Here is a 15,282-nt window from a genome sequence, read left to right as displayed (position 1 = left end):
GCCTATAATCTCTCACATCAACTATATCTTATATATAGTCGTCATATTACAAAACCAGTTGCAATGACATATTTGGCACAATGGTTTAATCAAATGTATTATTATTATAACCTATTGCATATATACAAGACTAAAAATCGAATAATAAAATACATTTTAAGAGATAGATATCTTATAATATACATTATCAGGACTAAACTGATGACTAAAAAAAAGAGGCTATCTCTAATAAGATAGCCTCTTGACTTAATTGATATTATTGTATATTATAAAGTCTTTAATGTTGCATCAACTTCGTTATACTTATCCATCATTTCAAACCTGTAATAAAGAGTTTTTAAACTTTCTAAAACAGCCGCCTCTTCTGGTTTAATAGAACGAGCTCTTTCAAAGAATGGAAGAGATTCTTTAAATGTAGCTTCTGCTACAGCTTTTTGAGCTTCATACTTTTTAAAATCAGTTTCAGCATTAGCTAAATTCATTTCTTCAACACCCTTATTAAAGTACATTACTCCAAGGTTAAAAAGCGCATTGAAATATTCTGAATCTAACTCTAAACATTTGTTATAGTCAGCTAATGCTGCATCAAAATTCTTACTATTATCATTTAATACTGCACGAGCATAATAAAATGATGGATTTGACTGATCACTTTCAATAGCTTTATTTAAGTAATCAAGAGCCTTATCATTTTGTTTTGTAGTTAAATAATAGTTGATTAACTCTGTTAAGATTCTATCATCTTCAGGATAAGTTTCAAAACCTTTAATTAAGTTAGGTCCCATTTTAGCAGAATCCTGAGCTGATCCTAAAACTTGGTGTAATAAAAGAACTGCATCACCACCACCATATTTTAAATCAATTGCCTGATCAAAATATTTTTCAGCAGCAGACCAATCTTTTGCATTATAAGCAGCTAATGCTGTATTATAAATAATAGCTGTATCAACTTTTTCACCCTGGATGGCTATTGTATATTCGTTATTATTAAGTTCTAATAAACTTTCAAAAGCTGCAACAGCACCAGCAAAGTCTTCTTTGTTAAAAGCCTGAACTCCGGCATTAGTTAATTCATTTCCAAAAAACAATAACTCTTGTCCAATTTCATTTTTGTAACGACCAATTTTCTTACCATTTTCGTCACCTTTTTTATCAAACTCAATTGCTTTTTTGTAAAAATCAGATGCTTTAATGATTCCTTGATCATCTTTACCATCTTTAGCTAATTTTGTATATACTTTAGCTGCAACAATATATGTTTTAGGCCAAGTATTACTCTTTTCATTTGTAATTGCAGCATCAATAGCTTCTTTAGCTTTAACTACATCACCCTGATCAAGCAAAGTTGTTGCAGTTGTAACTTTTCCCTTTTGTGCATAAGCAGCCGAAAAAGCTATAACACTTACTAATAATAAAATAGTTTTCTTCATCATATTAAGTTTTATTGTGTGGATTCTTAATTTCTATTCAATTATTCTTGATTGTCATTAATCTCTTCAGATGAATCACCAACATTTTCAGAATCTTCAGTAACATCTTCAATTACTTCCTCTATTTCCTCTTCCTCTATTTCCTCTTCCTTGTATGCAGAAACTTTAGCAACAGAAGCAATTTCATCTCCATTTCTTAAATTTATTACTTTTACACCTTGCGTTGCTCTTCCTGTTGTTCTTAATTCTGATAATGCTAATCTGATTGTAATACCAGATTTATTGATGATCATTAAGTCATTATCATCTGTAACATTTTTAATGGTAATAAGGGCTCCGGTTTTATCAGTAATCTTCATTGTTTTTACACCTTTACCACCTCTGTTAGTGATTCTGTAGTCTTCAATTTTTGATCTTTTTCCAAAACCTTTTTCTGACACAACAAGGATATCCTCATTTTCATCACTTACACATATCATGCCAACAACCTCATCTGAAGTGGTATCCATTGTTATACCTCTTACTCCCAGACCTGTACGACCAATACATCTAACCTTAGTTTCGTTAAAACGAATAGCTCTACCTGATCTTGTAGCCATTAAGATTTCAGATTCACCCTCAGTTAATCTAGCTTGAATTAACTCATCATCCTCCTTAATTGTTATGGCGTTAACTCCATTAACACGAGGACGAGAATAATCTGCAAGTAATGACTTTTTAATGATACCTTTTTTAGTACCCATTATGATGTAGTGATTATTTACGTAATCAGCTTCAGTTAGTTTTTTAACCTTAATAAATGCTTTTACCTGATCATCACCTTCAATATTCAATAAATTCTGAATAGCTCGTCCTTTTGTATTTTTAGCTCCTTCAGGAATTTCATATACTTTCAACCAGAAACATCTTCCTTTTTTAGTAAAGAATAGCATTGTATTATGCATTGTTGCAGGATAAAGATGTTCAATAAAATCTTCATCTCTGGTTGTACTGCCTTTAGATCCAACACCACCCCTGTTTTGAGTACGAAATTCTGCCAATGGAGTTCTTTTAATATAACCCATATGAGAAATAGTAATTACCATTTCTTCATCAGCATAAAAATCTTCAGGATTAAATTCTTCAGAAGAATAAACGATATCTGTTTTACGGTCATCACCGTATTTATCTCTGATTTCTTCTAATTCAGTAGTAATAATCTCCATTCTACGAGGCTCGCTAGCTAAAATATCTTTTAAATTAGCTATTTCTTTCATCAATTCTTCAAACTCAGCTCGTAATTTATCTTGCTCTAGTCCTGTTAACTGACGAAGACGCATATCCACGATGGCACGAGCCTGAATATCTGATAATTCAAATCTTTGAATAAGATTTTCTCTTGCCTCATCAGGACTAGCTGCCGCTCTGATAATTTTAATTACTTCATCAATATTATCACTGGCAATAATTAACCCCTCAAGTATATGAGCTCTTTTTTCTGCTTGCTCTAACTCATATTGAGTTCTTCGTGTAACAACATCATGTCTATGCTCAACAAAGTTACTAATAAGCCCCTTTAAATTAAGCATTTGAGGACGACCTTTTACTAAGGCAATATTATTTACACTAAACGAAGATTGTAACGCAGTTTGTTTATATAGATTATTAAGTACAACATTTGCAATTGCATCCTTTTTAAGATCAACTACAATACGCATACCTTGTCTATCTGACTCATCATTTACATTTGAAATTCCTTCAATTTTCTTTTCATTAACAAGGTCTGCAATTTTCATAATTAATTCAGCCTTATTAACTAAGTATGGAATCTCAGTAATAATGATTTTTTCTCGTCCATTAGCTTCAGTTTCAACTTCAGCCTTAGCTCTTACAACAACTCTACCTCTACCTGTTTCAAAGGCTTCTTTTACACCTTTGTAACCATAAATTACACCTCCCGTAGGAAAATCAGGAGCTTTTACATACTCTAATAATCCATCAATATCAATTTCATTATTTGCAATGTAAGCTATAGTTGCATTGATGATTTCTGTTAAGTTATGAGGTGGCATATTAGTTGCCATACCCACAGCAATACCAGAAGCCCCGTTTACCAATAAATTAGGAATACGTGTTGGTAATACAGTAGGTTCTTGCAATGAATCATCAAAGTTTAACTGAAAATCAACAGTACGCTTTTCAATATCAACTAAAGTTTCTTCAGCAATCTTATTTAATCTCGCCTCAGTATAACGCATTGCTGCAGGACTATCTCCATCTACAGAACCAAAGTTTCCTTGTCCATCAACCAGCGGATAACGTAAGGACCAATCCTGAGCCATACGTACCATTGCAAAATATACGGAAGAATCACCATGTGGGTGGTATTTACCAAGAACCTCTCCTACGATTCTTGCTGATTTTTTATATGGCTTTGTGGAAGAAACTCCCAGTTCACTCATCCCGTATAAAACACGTCTGTGAACAGGCTTGAACCCATCCCTTACGTCAGGAAGTGCTCTGGAAACGATTACCGACATTGAATAATCAATGTAGGCAGATTTCATTTCTTCCTCAATATTGATTTTTATTATTTTCTCTCCTTCAGCCATTTATTATTAAATTATGAATTAGAATTTACAAACGAAAAAAGGCCATAAAAGCCTATTTTTTTGAACGGCCTAATTTAGTTAATTATACTATAATTTTAAAGGGATTTCCTACACAATTTATCAACAAGTAATAAACTTTCGCAAAAGCGCTTATTTATTACTATTTTTAAGGCTTGAGATAGTGTAAAATTAAAATAAATTGTATTTTTAAATTTCTTATTAAAATTGATTTAATATGAATTTAAATTTCTCGCAAAGAATTAATGATGTGATAAGCTTTGCTAAGGAAGAAGCTGAAAGACTTGGCAATCCTTTTATTAGTCCGGAACATTTATTTTTGGGCATTTTAAGAGAAGGAGAAGGAACAGCTATTGAACTTTTGACTCAACTAAACGTTGATTTAGAAGACTTAAAAAGCAACATCGAATCAAAATTAAAAACAAATGTATCTTTAGAGCATACTGATCATATTCCATTATTAAAATCATCTGAAAGGATATTACGTTTAATTTATTTGGAAGCAAGATCGGTAAAAAGCGAAAGTATTAATACTGGACATTTGTTATTAGCTTTATTAAAAGATAACCGAGGTTTTATATCTGAACTTATGGCAGAAGAAAAAATTAATTACGAAAAGGTAAAAGGGCTTATTACCAAAAATGAACCACTGGCAAAAGCTGACTTACCTGAAGATGATGACCAGGACAGTCCATTTTCTTCAGGAGGAGGCTCTGATGCCCCAAGGTCTTCTAGTGGCTCAAAAGGTTCTGATACTCCGGTATTAGATAATTTTGGAATAGACATGACTCATGCTGCGGAAGAAGGTAAACTTGATCCGATAGTAGGAAGAGAAAATGAAATAGAACGACTGGCACAAATTCTAAGTCGAAGAAAAAAGAACAACCCAATTCTTATAGGAGAACCAGGTGTTGGTAAATCTGCCATTGCTGAAGGTTTAGCTATTAGGATTTACGAAAAGAAAGTATCGAGAGTTCTTTTTGACAAGAGAGTTATTACTCTTGACTTAGCTTCAATTGTTGCCGGAACCAAGTACCGAGGGCAATTTGAAGAAAGAATGAAAGCGATTCTTAATGAATTATCTAAGAATCCTAACATTATTCTTTTCATTGATGAAATTCACACTATTGTTGGAGCAGGTGGTGCAACAGGATCATTAGATGCAGCAAACATGCTAAAACCAGCATTAGCCAGAGGTGAAATTCAATGTATTGGAGCTACAACTCTGGACGAATATCGTCAGCACATTGAAAAGGATGGCGCCCTTGAAAGAAGATTTCAAAAAGTAATGGTTGAACCAACTTCAATTGAAGAGACTGTTGAAATTTTAAATAACATTAAGGAGAAATATGAGGATCACCATAATGTAGAATTTACACCAGAAGCGATTGAAGCTTGTGTAAAACTTACCGAAAGATACATTACTGATCGTCATTTACCTGATAAGGCTATTGACGCTTTAGACGAAGCGGGTTCAAGAGTTCATATCTCAAATATTGTTGTTCCGGAAACGATATTAAAATTAGAGGAACAGATTGAAGAAACTAAAGAAAACAAAATTAAAGCTGTTAAAGCTCAAAATTTTGAATTAGCTGCAAGTTTCAGAGATAAGGAAAAGAATTACCTGGAAGACCTGAATAATGCAAAAGCAAAATGGGAACAGGAACTGCAACAACACAAAGAAACTGTTGATGTAGAAAAAGTGGCTGAAGTTGTAGCCATGATGACTGGAATTCCTGTTCAAAGAGTTGCTCAGGCTGAAGGCTTCAGATTGCTTCAGATGGGTAATAAACTTAAAGGTAGTGTTATAGGCCAGGAAGAAGCCATTCAAAAGATTGTAAAAGCAATTCAAAGAAACAGAGCAGGACTTAAAGATCCAAACAGACCTATTGGCTCATTTGTATTTTTAGGACCAACAGGAGTAGGTAAAACTCATTTAGCAAAAGTATTGGCTAAATATTTATTTGACTCTACAGACGCACTTATTAGAATTGACATGAGTGAGTACATGGAAAAATTCTCTGTATCACGACTTGTTGGAGCACCTCCGGGATATATAGGATACGAAGAAGGTGGTCAGTTAACTGAAAAAGTACGTCGTCGCCCTTATTCTGTAGTGCTTTTAGATGAAATTGAAAAAGCTCACCCAGATGTATTTAATTTATTACTTCAGGTTTTGGATGAAGGTAGATTAACAGACAGCCTGGGAAGAAAAGTTGATTTTAAGAACACTATCATTATCATGACTTCTAATATTGGTTCCAGAGAATTAAAAGACTTCGGAAGAGGTGTTGGATTCCAACCTGCAAGTAGAGAATCAGATAGTGATCATGCTCGACACGTAATTCAAAAAGCACTTAAAAAAGCTTTTGCTCCTGAGTTTATCAATAGAATTGACGATGTTATTGTATTTAATTCTCTTGAGAAAGAAGATATTCATCAAATCATTGATATTGAATTACAAGGTTTATACTCAAGAGTTGAAAGCCTGGGCTATAAACTTGAGTTAACTGAAGCTGCAAAAGACTTTATTGCTTCAAAAGGATTTGACTCTCAATTTGGAGCCAGACCACTAAAAAGAGCGATTCAAAAATACCTTGAGGATGAGATGGCAGAAGTTATTATTCAAGCTTCTGTATCTGAAGGTGATGTAATTAAAGTTGATTTTAATGAAGAAGAAACCAAAATTTTCACTTCAATCTTAAAAGATAACAAGGCTTTAAATGAACCTCAAGAATAAGAGAATTACAATCCATTAATAAATACAAAGGATGTCTTCACAATTAAAGACATCCTTTTTTTATTTATTCTATGTCCGAAAACAAGACTACGACTGATTCAATTATTACTTAAATAATATTACGACTTTATTAGATAAACAATAATAATCAACCTACGCGACAACACAAATGCCCTTAAAACAAAAAAAGGATTGCTCATAAGAACAATCCTTTTTTGTTTTATAAAATTAATGTAATTAGCTATTCATTAACTCTGCAGATTTAGTAACAATAGTTTTAGCTGCTTCATTAGTTGCCTGGAATTCTAATGCCTTATTTGCAAGCTCAACAGCTTTATCAAACTCAACCTTAGCTTTTCCCTTAATAGCATCCCATTGGTCACGATTTGCATCGGTACGAGTGTTTAACAATGAAACGCCTTTTGAAAAATAATCATTAGCATCCTTAACGTAATAAATTGCCAATTCTTTTTTCATATGAGCAACATACTTACTTGTTGCATAATCTTTAATACCTGCTAAAAGAACTTTTTCCATCTCTCCCATCTTATCCATTTCCTTATAAGCTTTACCAATGTAATAAGTGGAAATATCAGCTTTATAATCTAAATCTATAGATTGATTATAATACTTAATTGAAAGTTCGTTTTTGTTTAATTTTCTTGCGCATGTTGCAGTATTATAAACCATAGCTGCATCCATTTCTTCTGCCTCATCCCAATTTTTAATAGCAGCTTCATACGATGCCAATGCTGTTTTATAATCTTTTGATTTCAACGCTGCATTACCATCATTTTTCCATTCTGCTGCACTTTTTTCATCCTGCGCAAATGTTGTTGCAATTAATGCAAATAACAATACCCCTACTGATAAAATGTTTTTCATAATTTTTGTTTTGAATTATTTCTAATTAAAAAATGTTCAATTTTTATAAGATTCGTAAAAATAATTATTTTTTGAAAAAATCTTAATAAATGTCAAACATTTCCTCAAAATCTGGCAAAAACTATACCTATTTCATCAAAAAGGCCTTCAATTTTTCTACAGTAGCATCCATTTGAATACTCTTACGTTCTCCTTTCATAAAAGCTTGCAGGCGCTCTGGTACATCTAATTTTCTTCCAATTTCCGGTTCTACAACTTCCGGGAACTTGGTTGGGTGAGCTGTTTCAAGGAATACACCAACTTCTCCTGCCTTTAAACCATCTTCTAAAGCCATATACGCAGTTGCACCATGAGGATCCAAAACATATCCAAAATCAGCATCTGTTTTTTTCATCACATCACGAATATCCTCATCAGTATAAGAATACCCTTCAACTTTTTGAGAAACCACCTTATGTTTAGCTCCGTATAAATCTAAAATTCGAACAAAGTTACTTGGATCACCAACATCCATTGCATTTGCTATTGTTGCTTTAGATGGAGCCGGATTGTATTTTCCGGACTCAAGATACTTAGGAACTATATCATTAATATTTGTAGCTGCAATAAACCTTTTAACAGGCAATCCCATTAATTGAGCAATCAATCCAGCAGTAATATTTCCAAAGTTTCCACTTGGAACACACATGACAATATCATTTTCAATTCCCTTTGCTCTAAGTTGAGCATAAGCGTGATGATAATAAATTGACTGAGGTAATAAACGAGCTAGGTTAATGGAGTTTGCCGATGTTAAAACTAACTTTTCATTCAATTCCTTATCCAAAAATGCCTGTTTTACCATCCTCTGACAGTCATCAAAAGTACCATTTACTTCAATAGCAGTAATATTTTCACCTAAAGTTGTAAATTGTTTTTCCTGTACTTCACTTACCAGTCCTTTAGGATATAAAACAAAAACATTAATACCCGGAACCTTATAAAAACCATTAGCTACAGCACTACCCGTATCTCCTGAAGTAGCCACAAGAATATTAATCTCTTTTTCCTGTCCACTAACAAAATTTGATAATATTCTGGCCATAAATCTTGCACCAACATCTTTAAATGCTAATGTTGGCCCGTGAAATAATTCTAGTGCGTACTTATTTCTACTTACCTCAACTACTGGTATTTCAAAATTTAAAGCATCATCTACTAAAGCTTTAAAATCTGCCTCAGGTATATCAGGACAGAAAAATGGTTTTAACACCTCATATCCGATTTCCTGAAGTGATTTATTTTGAATATCATCAAAAAACGATTGATCTAAAACAGGAATCTGCTCAGGCATATACAAACCATTATCCTCAGCTAGTCCTTTAAGAACTGCATCTTTTAAATCAACTTTTTTATTTTGAGAATTGGTACTATAAAATTGCATGATTTTTTCTTTATTATTTTAACAAGGTTTGCATAAACTCAGGACCATAAATTTTTCCGAAAGCTCCCTTCTTGGCAGCTTCTTCATTATATTCTGTTACCTCATCAGGTTCTAAACCTGGTTTAGTTATAAAAAATGGCACTGCATCACGGGTATGAGTTCGTAGAGCACAAGGAGTTGGATGATCAGGTAATAATGCGATGGTAACTGGTTCCTCCATTTTTTCAACCTCATCGATAACATATTTTACAACCCTTTCGTCAAGATACTCCAAGGTTTTAGTCTTTAATTTAAAATCACCTTCATGACCAGCCTCATCACTTGCTTCAATATGCAAGTACACATATTGATTTTCTTTCAATGCATTTATTGCGGCTTCTGCTTTACCTTCATAATTTGTATCATATAACCCTGTAGAACCTTCAACATGGATACCTTTTAGTCCAGCATAAGCACCTAATCCATAAATTAAGTCAACTGCCGAAATTACAGCGCCCGACTCAATTCCATATAATTCCTTTAACGTTGGCATATCTGGAGTATTACCAGCAGACCAAGGCCATATCATATCTGCAGCAGGTTTACCAGCCTCTCTCCTTTTAACATTTACCGGATGATCTTTTAATAGTTCTTTTGATTTCATCATCAAATCAATAATCAAATCAACAGTACCCTGCGCATCGCTTTCTTGAACTGTAGGCAATACTTCTTTGTAAGGAGTACCAGGAACGTCATGAGGAGGCACACAATTTATTTTATCACTTCCACCATCAACTACCAATAAATGTCGGTAACTAACTCCTGGATAAAAATTAACTTTATCAGACCCCAATTTTTCCTGAAGAAACTCCATAATTTCTTTAGCCTCTTCAGTTGTAATATGTCCTGCTGAATGATTTAAAATCTTCTCATCTTCAATTGATATCAAATTACATCTAAAAACCAAATCACTTAATGAAGTTTTAACTCCCATAGAAGCAGCTTCTAAAACTCCCCTACCTCTATAATATTTAGCGGCATCATAACCCATTACCATCATATTGGCTACTTCACTACCCGGATGTAATGAAGGAGGAACAGTATCTAATAATCCTGAAACCCCAAGCTTGCAAAGCTTATCAATATTCGGTGTATTGGCAGCCATTAGAGGAGTTTTTCCTCCCAGTTCCTCAATTGGCTCATCTGAGGCGCCATCTGCAAGTATTATTAAATATTTCATAGGACTACAATTTATTTCTAAGTACACAAAAACTCTCAGATAGATTATTTATCTATTCGATTGTTTCATACCTTTTATTAATGCTATATTTTTTACAAACTAAATAATGTTTTTTACACTTCTACCAAAAGGAAAACCATCTATTTATTAGCCACCTTAATAATATCGGCAAAAACACCTGCGGCTGTAACATCGGCTCCGGCACCATATCCTTTAATTTGCATAGGATGTTCTTTATAGTGCTCAGAATTTATTAAAATTATATTGTTACTACCTTCCAAATCAAAAAATGGATGTTTTGAATCTATTTCTATAAATCCTACAGTTGCTTTCCCACCCTCTAACTTGGCACCGTATCTTAATTTCTTTCCTGCATTTGCCAATTCCTTTCTTTTCTGTTCGAAAGCACCGTCGTACTCAACAATTTCTTTCATAAAATCTTCAAGAGACGCACAGTCCATATATTTCTGAGGAACAAATGGTACCACATCAATATCACTTTGTTCCATTTCATAACCAGCCTCTCTTGCCAAAATTAAAATTTTTCTGACAACATCAGTGCCACTTAAGTCAATACGTGGATCTGGTTCACTAAATCCTTTTTCCTTAGCTTCCAGAATAACCTCAGACAATGGTTTATTTTCATCAACCGTATTTACTATATAATTTAAGGTTCCTGACAATACTGCTTCTAACTTTAAGATTTTATCACCACTCATTACCAAATTATTCAATGGTCCGATAATTGGTAATCCTGCTCCAACATTAGTTTCAAATAAAAACTTAACACCCTTATTCAGAGCAGTAGTTTTTAATTTTTGATAAGACTCATATCCCGAAGAAGTAGCAATCTTATTTGCAGTTACGACAGAAATATTAGATTCCAATAATCCTTGATAAATTTCTGAAATGGCCTGATTTGCAGTACAATCAACAACTATACTATTGGCCAGATTATAATCTTTAACCCTTTGAGTAAACACATCTAAATTAGCCTGCTCACCTTCAGCCATTAAATCATTTAAAATCCCATTAACTACAAGTCCCTGTGGATTCAACATCATTTTACGACTATTGGTAATACCTGCAACTCTAAGTCTTAATTTGTTTTCATTTAAAAGTTTTTCAGACTGATTGTTAATTTTCTCAATTAACATTTTACCTACAGTTCCTGTTCCAATTAAAAACAAGTTTAATACTGTAAAATGAGATAAAAAGAATGCCTCATGAACAGTATTCAATCCTTTTTTCAGATCTTTTTCTTTTACAACAAAAGAAATATTTAACTCAGAAGCTCCTTGAGCAATAGCATATATATTAACACCATTACGTCCCATGCTATTGAAAAGCTTACCAGAAATACCTGTTGTATGTTTCATATTCTCACCTACGATGGCAATTACTGCCATATCAGTTTCTACAGATATATTATTAACCTGATTTAATGCAATTTCAGCTTTAAACTCCTTTTCTACGAGTTTAACTGCCTTTTTTGAAACCGCACTTTCAATAACAATTGAGATTGAATTTTCTGAGGATGCCTGAGAAATCAGAATTACATTAATATTTTCCTGAGCCATTGATTTAAACAATCGCATGGCAATACCAGTAACTCCAATCATCCCTATTCCCTGAATAGTCAGCAGAGAAACATCTTTAATCGATGAAATACCTTTAATCTTTTTGTCTTTTAAAGGTTCTTTTTCATCATTAATTAAAGTACCCTGAGCTTCAGGATTAAATGTATTTTTAATAAGAATAGGAATACTCTTTTTGTAAACAGGTAAAATTGTTGGTGGATAAATCACCTTTGCACCAAAATGCGACAATTCCATTGCTTCTGAATAGCTCAATTTGTCAATACAATATGCTCTACTGATAATACGAGGATCTGCGGTCATAAATCCATTTACATCCGTCCAAATCTCCAAAACTTCAGCATCATATGTTGCAGCAATAATAGCAGCAGTATAATCAGAACCTCCTCTACCTAAAGTAGTAACTTCATCCTTTTTATTACAAGCTATAAACCCTGGAAACACATTTACCTGAACTAATTCATCTTTAACCTCAAGTAATCTTTTTTCCGTTTCTTCAAAATCAACAGTGTCCTTTCCAAAAACTTTATCAGTTTTTATAAATTTCTGAGATTCAAACAATTTACCTCCTTCAAAAAGTTGAGATATAATAAATGACGATACTCTTTCTCCAAATGAAGATATAATGGCTTCACTTTTTTCGGTAATTTCCTTTAACATGTATACACCTTTAATAATGGTGCTTACTTCGTCAAATAACTGATCGGTTTTAAACTTAATGGTTTGAGCAATATCCAGAGGGAATAGCTCTCCGATTATATTATAATGTTTTTCTTTTACTTCACTTAAAACATCAAAACAAATATTTTCACCTTTTTTGGCCAGATTTGCTGCTTTAATAAGTTGATCGGTAACACCTCCTACAGCAGACACAACAACAACAAGTTGTTCTTTCTGCTCTTCAACGATTTTTTTTACTTTTAAGATACTATCAGATGAACCAACGGATGTTCCGCCAAACTTCAATACTTTCATAACCTATATTTGAAAATGTGAATCTCTAACGAGAATAACAAAGTGATATTAACAAAACTTTTGAGTAAAACTAACTATTTTATTCAGACTTTTTTTTGCGATTAATATGTTATAATTATGTATAACATACCTTTCTTTTTAAGGAATACAATTTAGACCCCCCAAGGGGTGAATGTGGAAGTAGTAGTGGTGATAATTGTATGGATTGAGTAATAAACCATTAGTCCTTTTGCGTTTTTCCTTATTAATTGTAATGCAAATGTATACTTTTAATTCCTATTACAAAAGAAAAACATGACATTTAACAGGTATTAACAGCAATAAGTTAAGAAGACCATTCTTACTCATCACATTTATCATCTTACAGATTTATCAAAGTTATATTTTGAAATGCTTCTATAATATGTTGGCGATTCCTGAACAAAGTAATATTGCCCACCCCAATTATGTTTTACTTCAAAATATGCTTTCTGATAAGGACCCTTTTTCATAATAATCCTTACAACAGTTTTTCCTTGTAACTGAAATGACTCAACCGTTTTACCTTCAGGATAATAACTTTTTAACGGAGGTACTCCAAACGGATTTTCCTCTTTCTTAACCGTGGGTTTTCTGGCCACCGTTGTTTTAGGTACAACAGCTGTAATAGATTTTGATGTTTCTACATTTTTTTGATAACGGACAACTTCCTCTTTAGGATTTTTTTTGAGCGAGCTACTTATGGTTCTGCTATCATCTTTAGATTTTTGAATTAACCAGTTCTGATATTTCTTTTTAATTTCTTCCAACTTTCTTTTAACAGTAAGTTGATAGTCCAGATCGTAATCAAAATCATTAATTTCTTCGGAGTAATGAATTCGTGCCACCGGATTCTTAAAAAACATAGTATCTACATCCGGAAACATTGGAAACAACTCAACCAATATCTCGTATGGATAAATTGTATTTTTTGATACCGAAGAAGGTAGTTGCGTTGAAAACTCTACACATTTAGTGACATACCCTATTTTTGAAAAATAGAGCTTATAATTAGTATCCCACTTTAAGTAGGTTAGAAAATTACCGTTAATATCAACAGGAACTTTAACCTCACCAGAACCCGATTGAACCATAAGTGAGGTTTTTGTTACCTTGCCATCTCTAATCAATACAGTTCCACTAACGGGATAATTACTTTGTGCAAACCCCGAAATATGTAGTACTAATAAATTAAAAATAAAACCTATTACTATACGGTTTAACCCCATTAAGGTAATTCATTATAATTCAATGCTAAAAATATAAAATTATGCATGAAATACCAACAGAGGTGTTGTTGAATGGAAAAGCATTTTTTTGGCAACTGACGCATTTAGCAGCCTTGTTATTAAATTACGTTTATAGGCTGTAAATGATAATATATCAATACCATAAGACTGAACAAAACTTTCTACACCAACCAAAAAATCCTCATTCTTTATTAATTCAAACTGTAAATTCTTATTTATTTTATGTTTACGAAAATGCTCCATTAAACCGTCAAGCTTCACATTATCTTTATTGTATGTTTCCTCACTGGTAATGTGACAACAAATTATATTAACATCTAAAGGGTTAACTATTTGAGATAGTTTTTCCAAGGCTAAAAAATCAACATCACTAAAAGTGGATAGGTATCCGATATTTTTAATATTATCTATACCTGTATAATTAAAACTTTCTGGAATAGCCAAAACGGGTCGCTTAGCCAATTCAAATATTTCTGCAGTAACACTTCCTATTAAATCAACCTTCTTTTTATCAACACCTCTGGTTCCCATAACAATTACTGAAGGTTCATAGAATTGACTATAGCCTAATATTTCATCTTCAGCAACCCCTCTTTTTACTACGGAATGAATTTTAACACCCTTTAATTCATCTTCCTTAACCTTATGCTTAAGCTCTTTCTCAATTTCTTTAATCTTAGTTTCGCTTTCATCTCTTAAATCAGAACTCAAATCTTCAAGATTTACATCATAAACATAGGAATCACTAAATGGCAATCCACTATTAACAGGTGAGAAATAAGAATTAAATAATGTAATCTCTCCTTTTAATCTACTAACCCAATCAAAGGCAAAATCAACAGCTTTTTTAGAATATTCAGAAAAATCAACAGGGCATAAAATCTTAATATTCTTATCCAGTTTAATCTCTTTTCGCTTCACGTCATAATCAGCTTCACGAATAGCATCAAACACCATCATAGCTTGTTCAAAATCAACTTCTTTAATATTAATCTGAACCCCGGATGATATAGCTCCCTGTATTAAATTAATATGCTCTAAGAAACAATCTATCCCCTCATTTTCGAGAAGTGATTTTACCAAGTGAGACTTTTCATAGGTAAGTGTTGCCAGTGTAATAATCTTATCATCCATA

Annotated in this window: 9 protein-coding genes; 1 reads left to right on the top strand and 8 read right to left on the bottom strand. The window is 32.8% G+C overall.

Annotated elements, in window-relative coordinates:
- Positions 1-266 precede the first annotated feature (266 nt).
- Positions 267-1,430, bottom strand: coding sequence for a tetratricopeptide repeat protein (locus tag OM075_RS14320; RefSeq protein WP_301191213.1), 1,164 nt, complete (start codon positions 1,428-1,430; stop codon positions 267-269).
- 41 nt (positions 1,431-1,471) lie between these two features.
- A complete protein-coding gene (gyrA, locus tag OM075_RS14315) occupies positions 1,472-4,021 on the bottom strand; it encodes a DNA gyrase subunit A (protein ID WP_301191212.1) in 2,550 nt (849 codons plus the stop codon).
- Between the two features lie 235 nt (positions 4,022-4,256).
- Here gyrA and OM075_RS14310 point away from each other — a divergent pair, with 235 nt between their 5' ends.
- Complete coding sequence (locus tag OM075_RS14310; RefSeq protein ID WP_301191211.1) at positions 4,257-6,779, top strand: ATP-dependent Clp protease ATP-binding subunit; 2,523 nt, start codon at positions 4,257-4,259, stop codon at positions 6,777-6,779.
- A 237-nt stretch (positions 6,780-7,016) separates the two neighbouring features.
- Here OM075_RS14310 and OM075_RS14305 read toward each other — a convergent pair whose 3' ends face one another.
- From OM075_RS14305 to OM075_RS14280, 6 genes are all read right to left on the bottom strand, one after another.
- Entirely contained in the window at positions 7,017-7,664 is a 648-nt protein-coding gene (locus OM075_RS14305) for a tetratricopeptide repeat protein (RefSeq protein ID WP_301191210.1), read from the bottom strand.
- 127 nt (positions 7,665-7,791) lie between these two features.
- On the bottom strand, positions 7,792-9,087 hold the full coding sequence (gene thrC, locus OM075_RS14300) for a threonine synthase (protein ID WP_301191209.1): 1,296 nt from the start codon (positions 9,085-9,087) through the stop codon (positions 7,792-7,794).
- Positions 9,088-9,100: 13 nt separating this feature from the next.
- Positions 9,101-10,306, bottom strand: a complete 1,206-nt coding sequence (locus tag OM075_RS14295; RefSeq protein WP_301191208.1) for a cofactor-independent phosphoglycerate mutase — start codon at positions 10,304-10,306, stop codon at positions 9,101-9,103.
- Positions 10,307-10,446: 140 nt separating this feature from the next.
- Complete coding sequence (gene thrA / locus OM075_RS14290) at positions 10,447-12,879, bottom strand: bifunctional aspartate kinase/homoserine dehydrogenase I (protein ID WP_301191207.1); 2,433 nt, start codon at positions 12,877-12,879, stop codon at positions 10,447-10,449.
- Positions 12,880-13,235: 356 nt separating this feature from the next.
- The gene (locus OM075_RS14285) at positions 13,236-14,126 is read right to left on the bottom strand and encodes a hypothetical protein (protein ID WP_301191206.1); all 891 of its coding nucleotides are present in this window, start codon (positions 14,124-14,126) and stop codon (positions 13,236-13,238) included.
- 39 nt (positions 14,127-14,165) lie between these two features.
- A complete protein-coding gene (locus OM075_RS14280; RefSeq protein ID WP_301191205.1) occupies positions 14,166-15,281 on the bottom strand; it encodes a universal stress protein in 1,116 nt (371 codons plus the stop codon).
- Position 15,282: the final 1 nt, after the last annotated feature.

Source organism: Plebeiibacterium sediminum, from assembly GCF_026013605.1.
GTDB lineage: Bacteria > Bacteroidota > Bacteroidia > Bacteroidales > Marinilabiliaceae > Saccharicrinis > Saccharicrinis sediminus.
This window is presented reverse-complemented; position numbering and strand designations above follow the sequence as displayed.

Bases quoted from the DNA above. Each gene is read 5' to 3' on its own strand.
- OM075_RS14285 (WP_301191206.1), bottom strand. From the start codon at position 14,126: ATGGGGTTAAACCGTATAGTAATAGGTTTTATTTTTAATTTATTAGTA.
- thrC (WP_301191209.1), bottom strand. From the start codon at position 9,087: ATGCAATTTTATAGTACCAATTCTCAAAATAAAAAAGTTGATTTAAAA.
- OM075_RS14310 (WP_301191211.1), top strand. From the start codon at position 4,257: ATGAATTTAAATTTCTCGCAAAGAATTAATGATGTGATAAGCTTTGCT.
- OM075_RS14295 (WP_301191208.1), bottom strand. From the start codon at position 10,306: ATGAAATATTTAATAATACTTGCAGATGGCGCCTCAGATGAGCCAATT.
- OM075_RS14280 (WP_301191205.1), bottom strand. From the start codon at position 15,281: ATGGATGATAAGATTATTACACTGGCAACACTTACCTATGAAAAGTCT.
- thrA (WP_301191207.1), bottom strand. From the start codon at position 12,879: ATGAAAGTATTGAAGTTTGGCGGAACATCCGTTGGTTCATCTGATAGT.
- OM075_RS14320 (WP_301191213.1), bottom strand. From the start codon at position 1,430: ATGAAGAAAACTATTTTATTATTAGTAAGTGTTATAGCTTTTTCGGCT.
- OM075_RS14305 (WP_301191210.1), bottom strand. From the start codon at position 7,664: ATGAAAAACATTTTATCAGTAGGGGTATTGTTATTTGCATTAATTGCA.
- gyrA (WP_301191212.1), bottom strand. From the start codon at position 4,021: ATGGCTGAAGGAGAGAAAATAATAAAAATCAATATTGAGGAAGAAATG.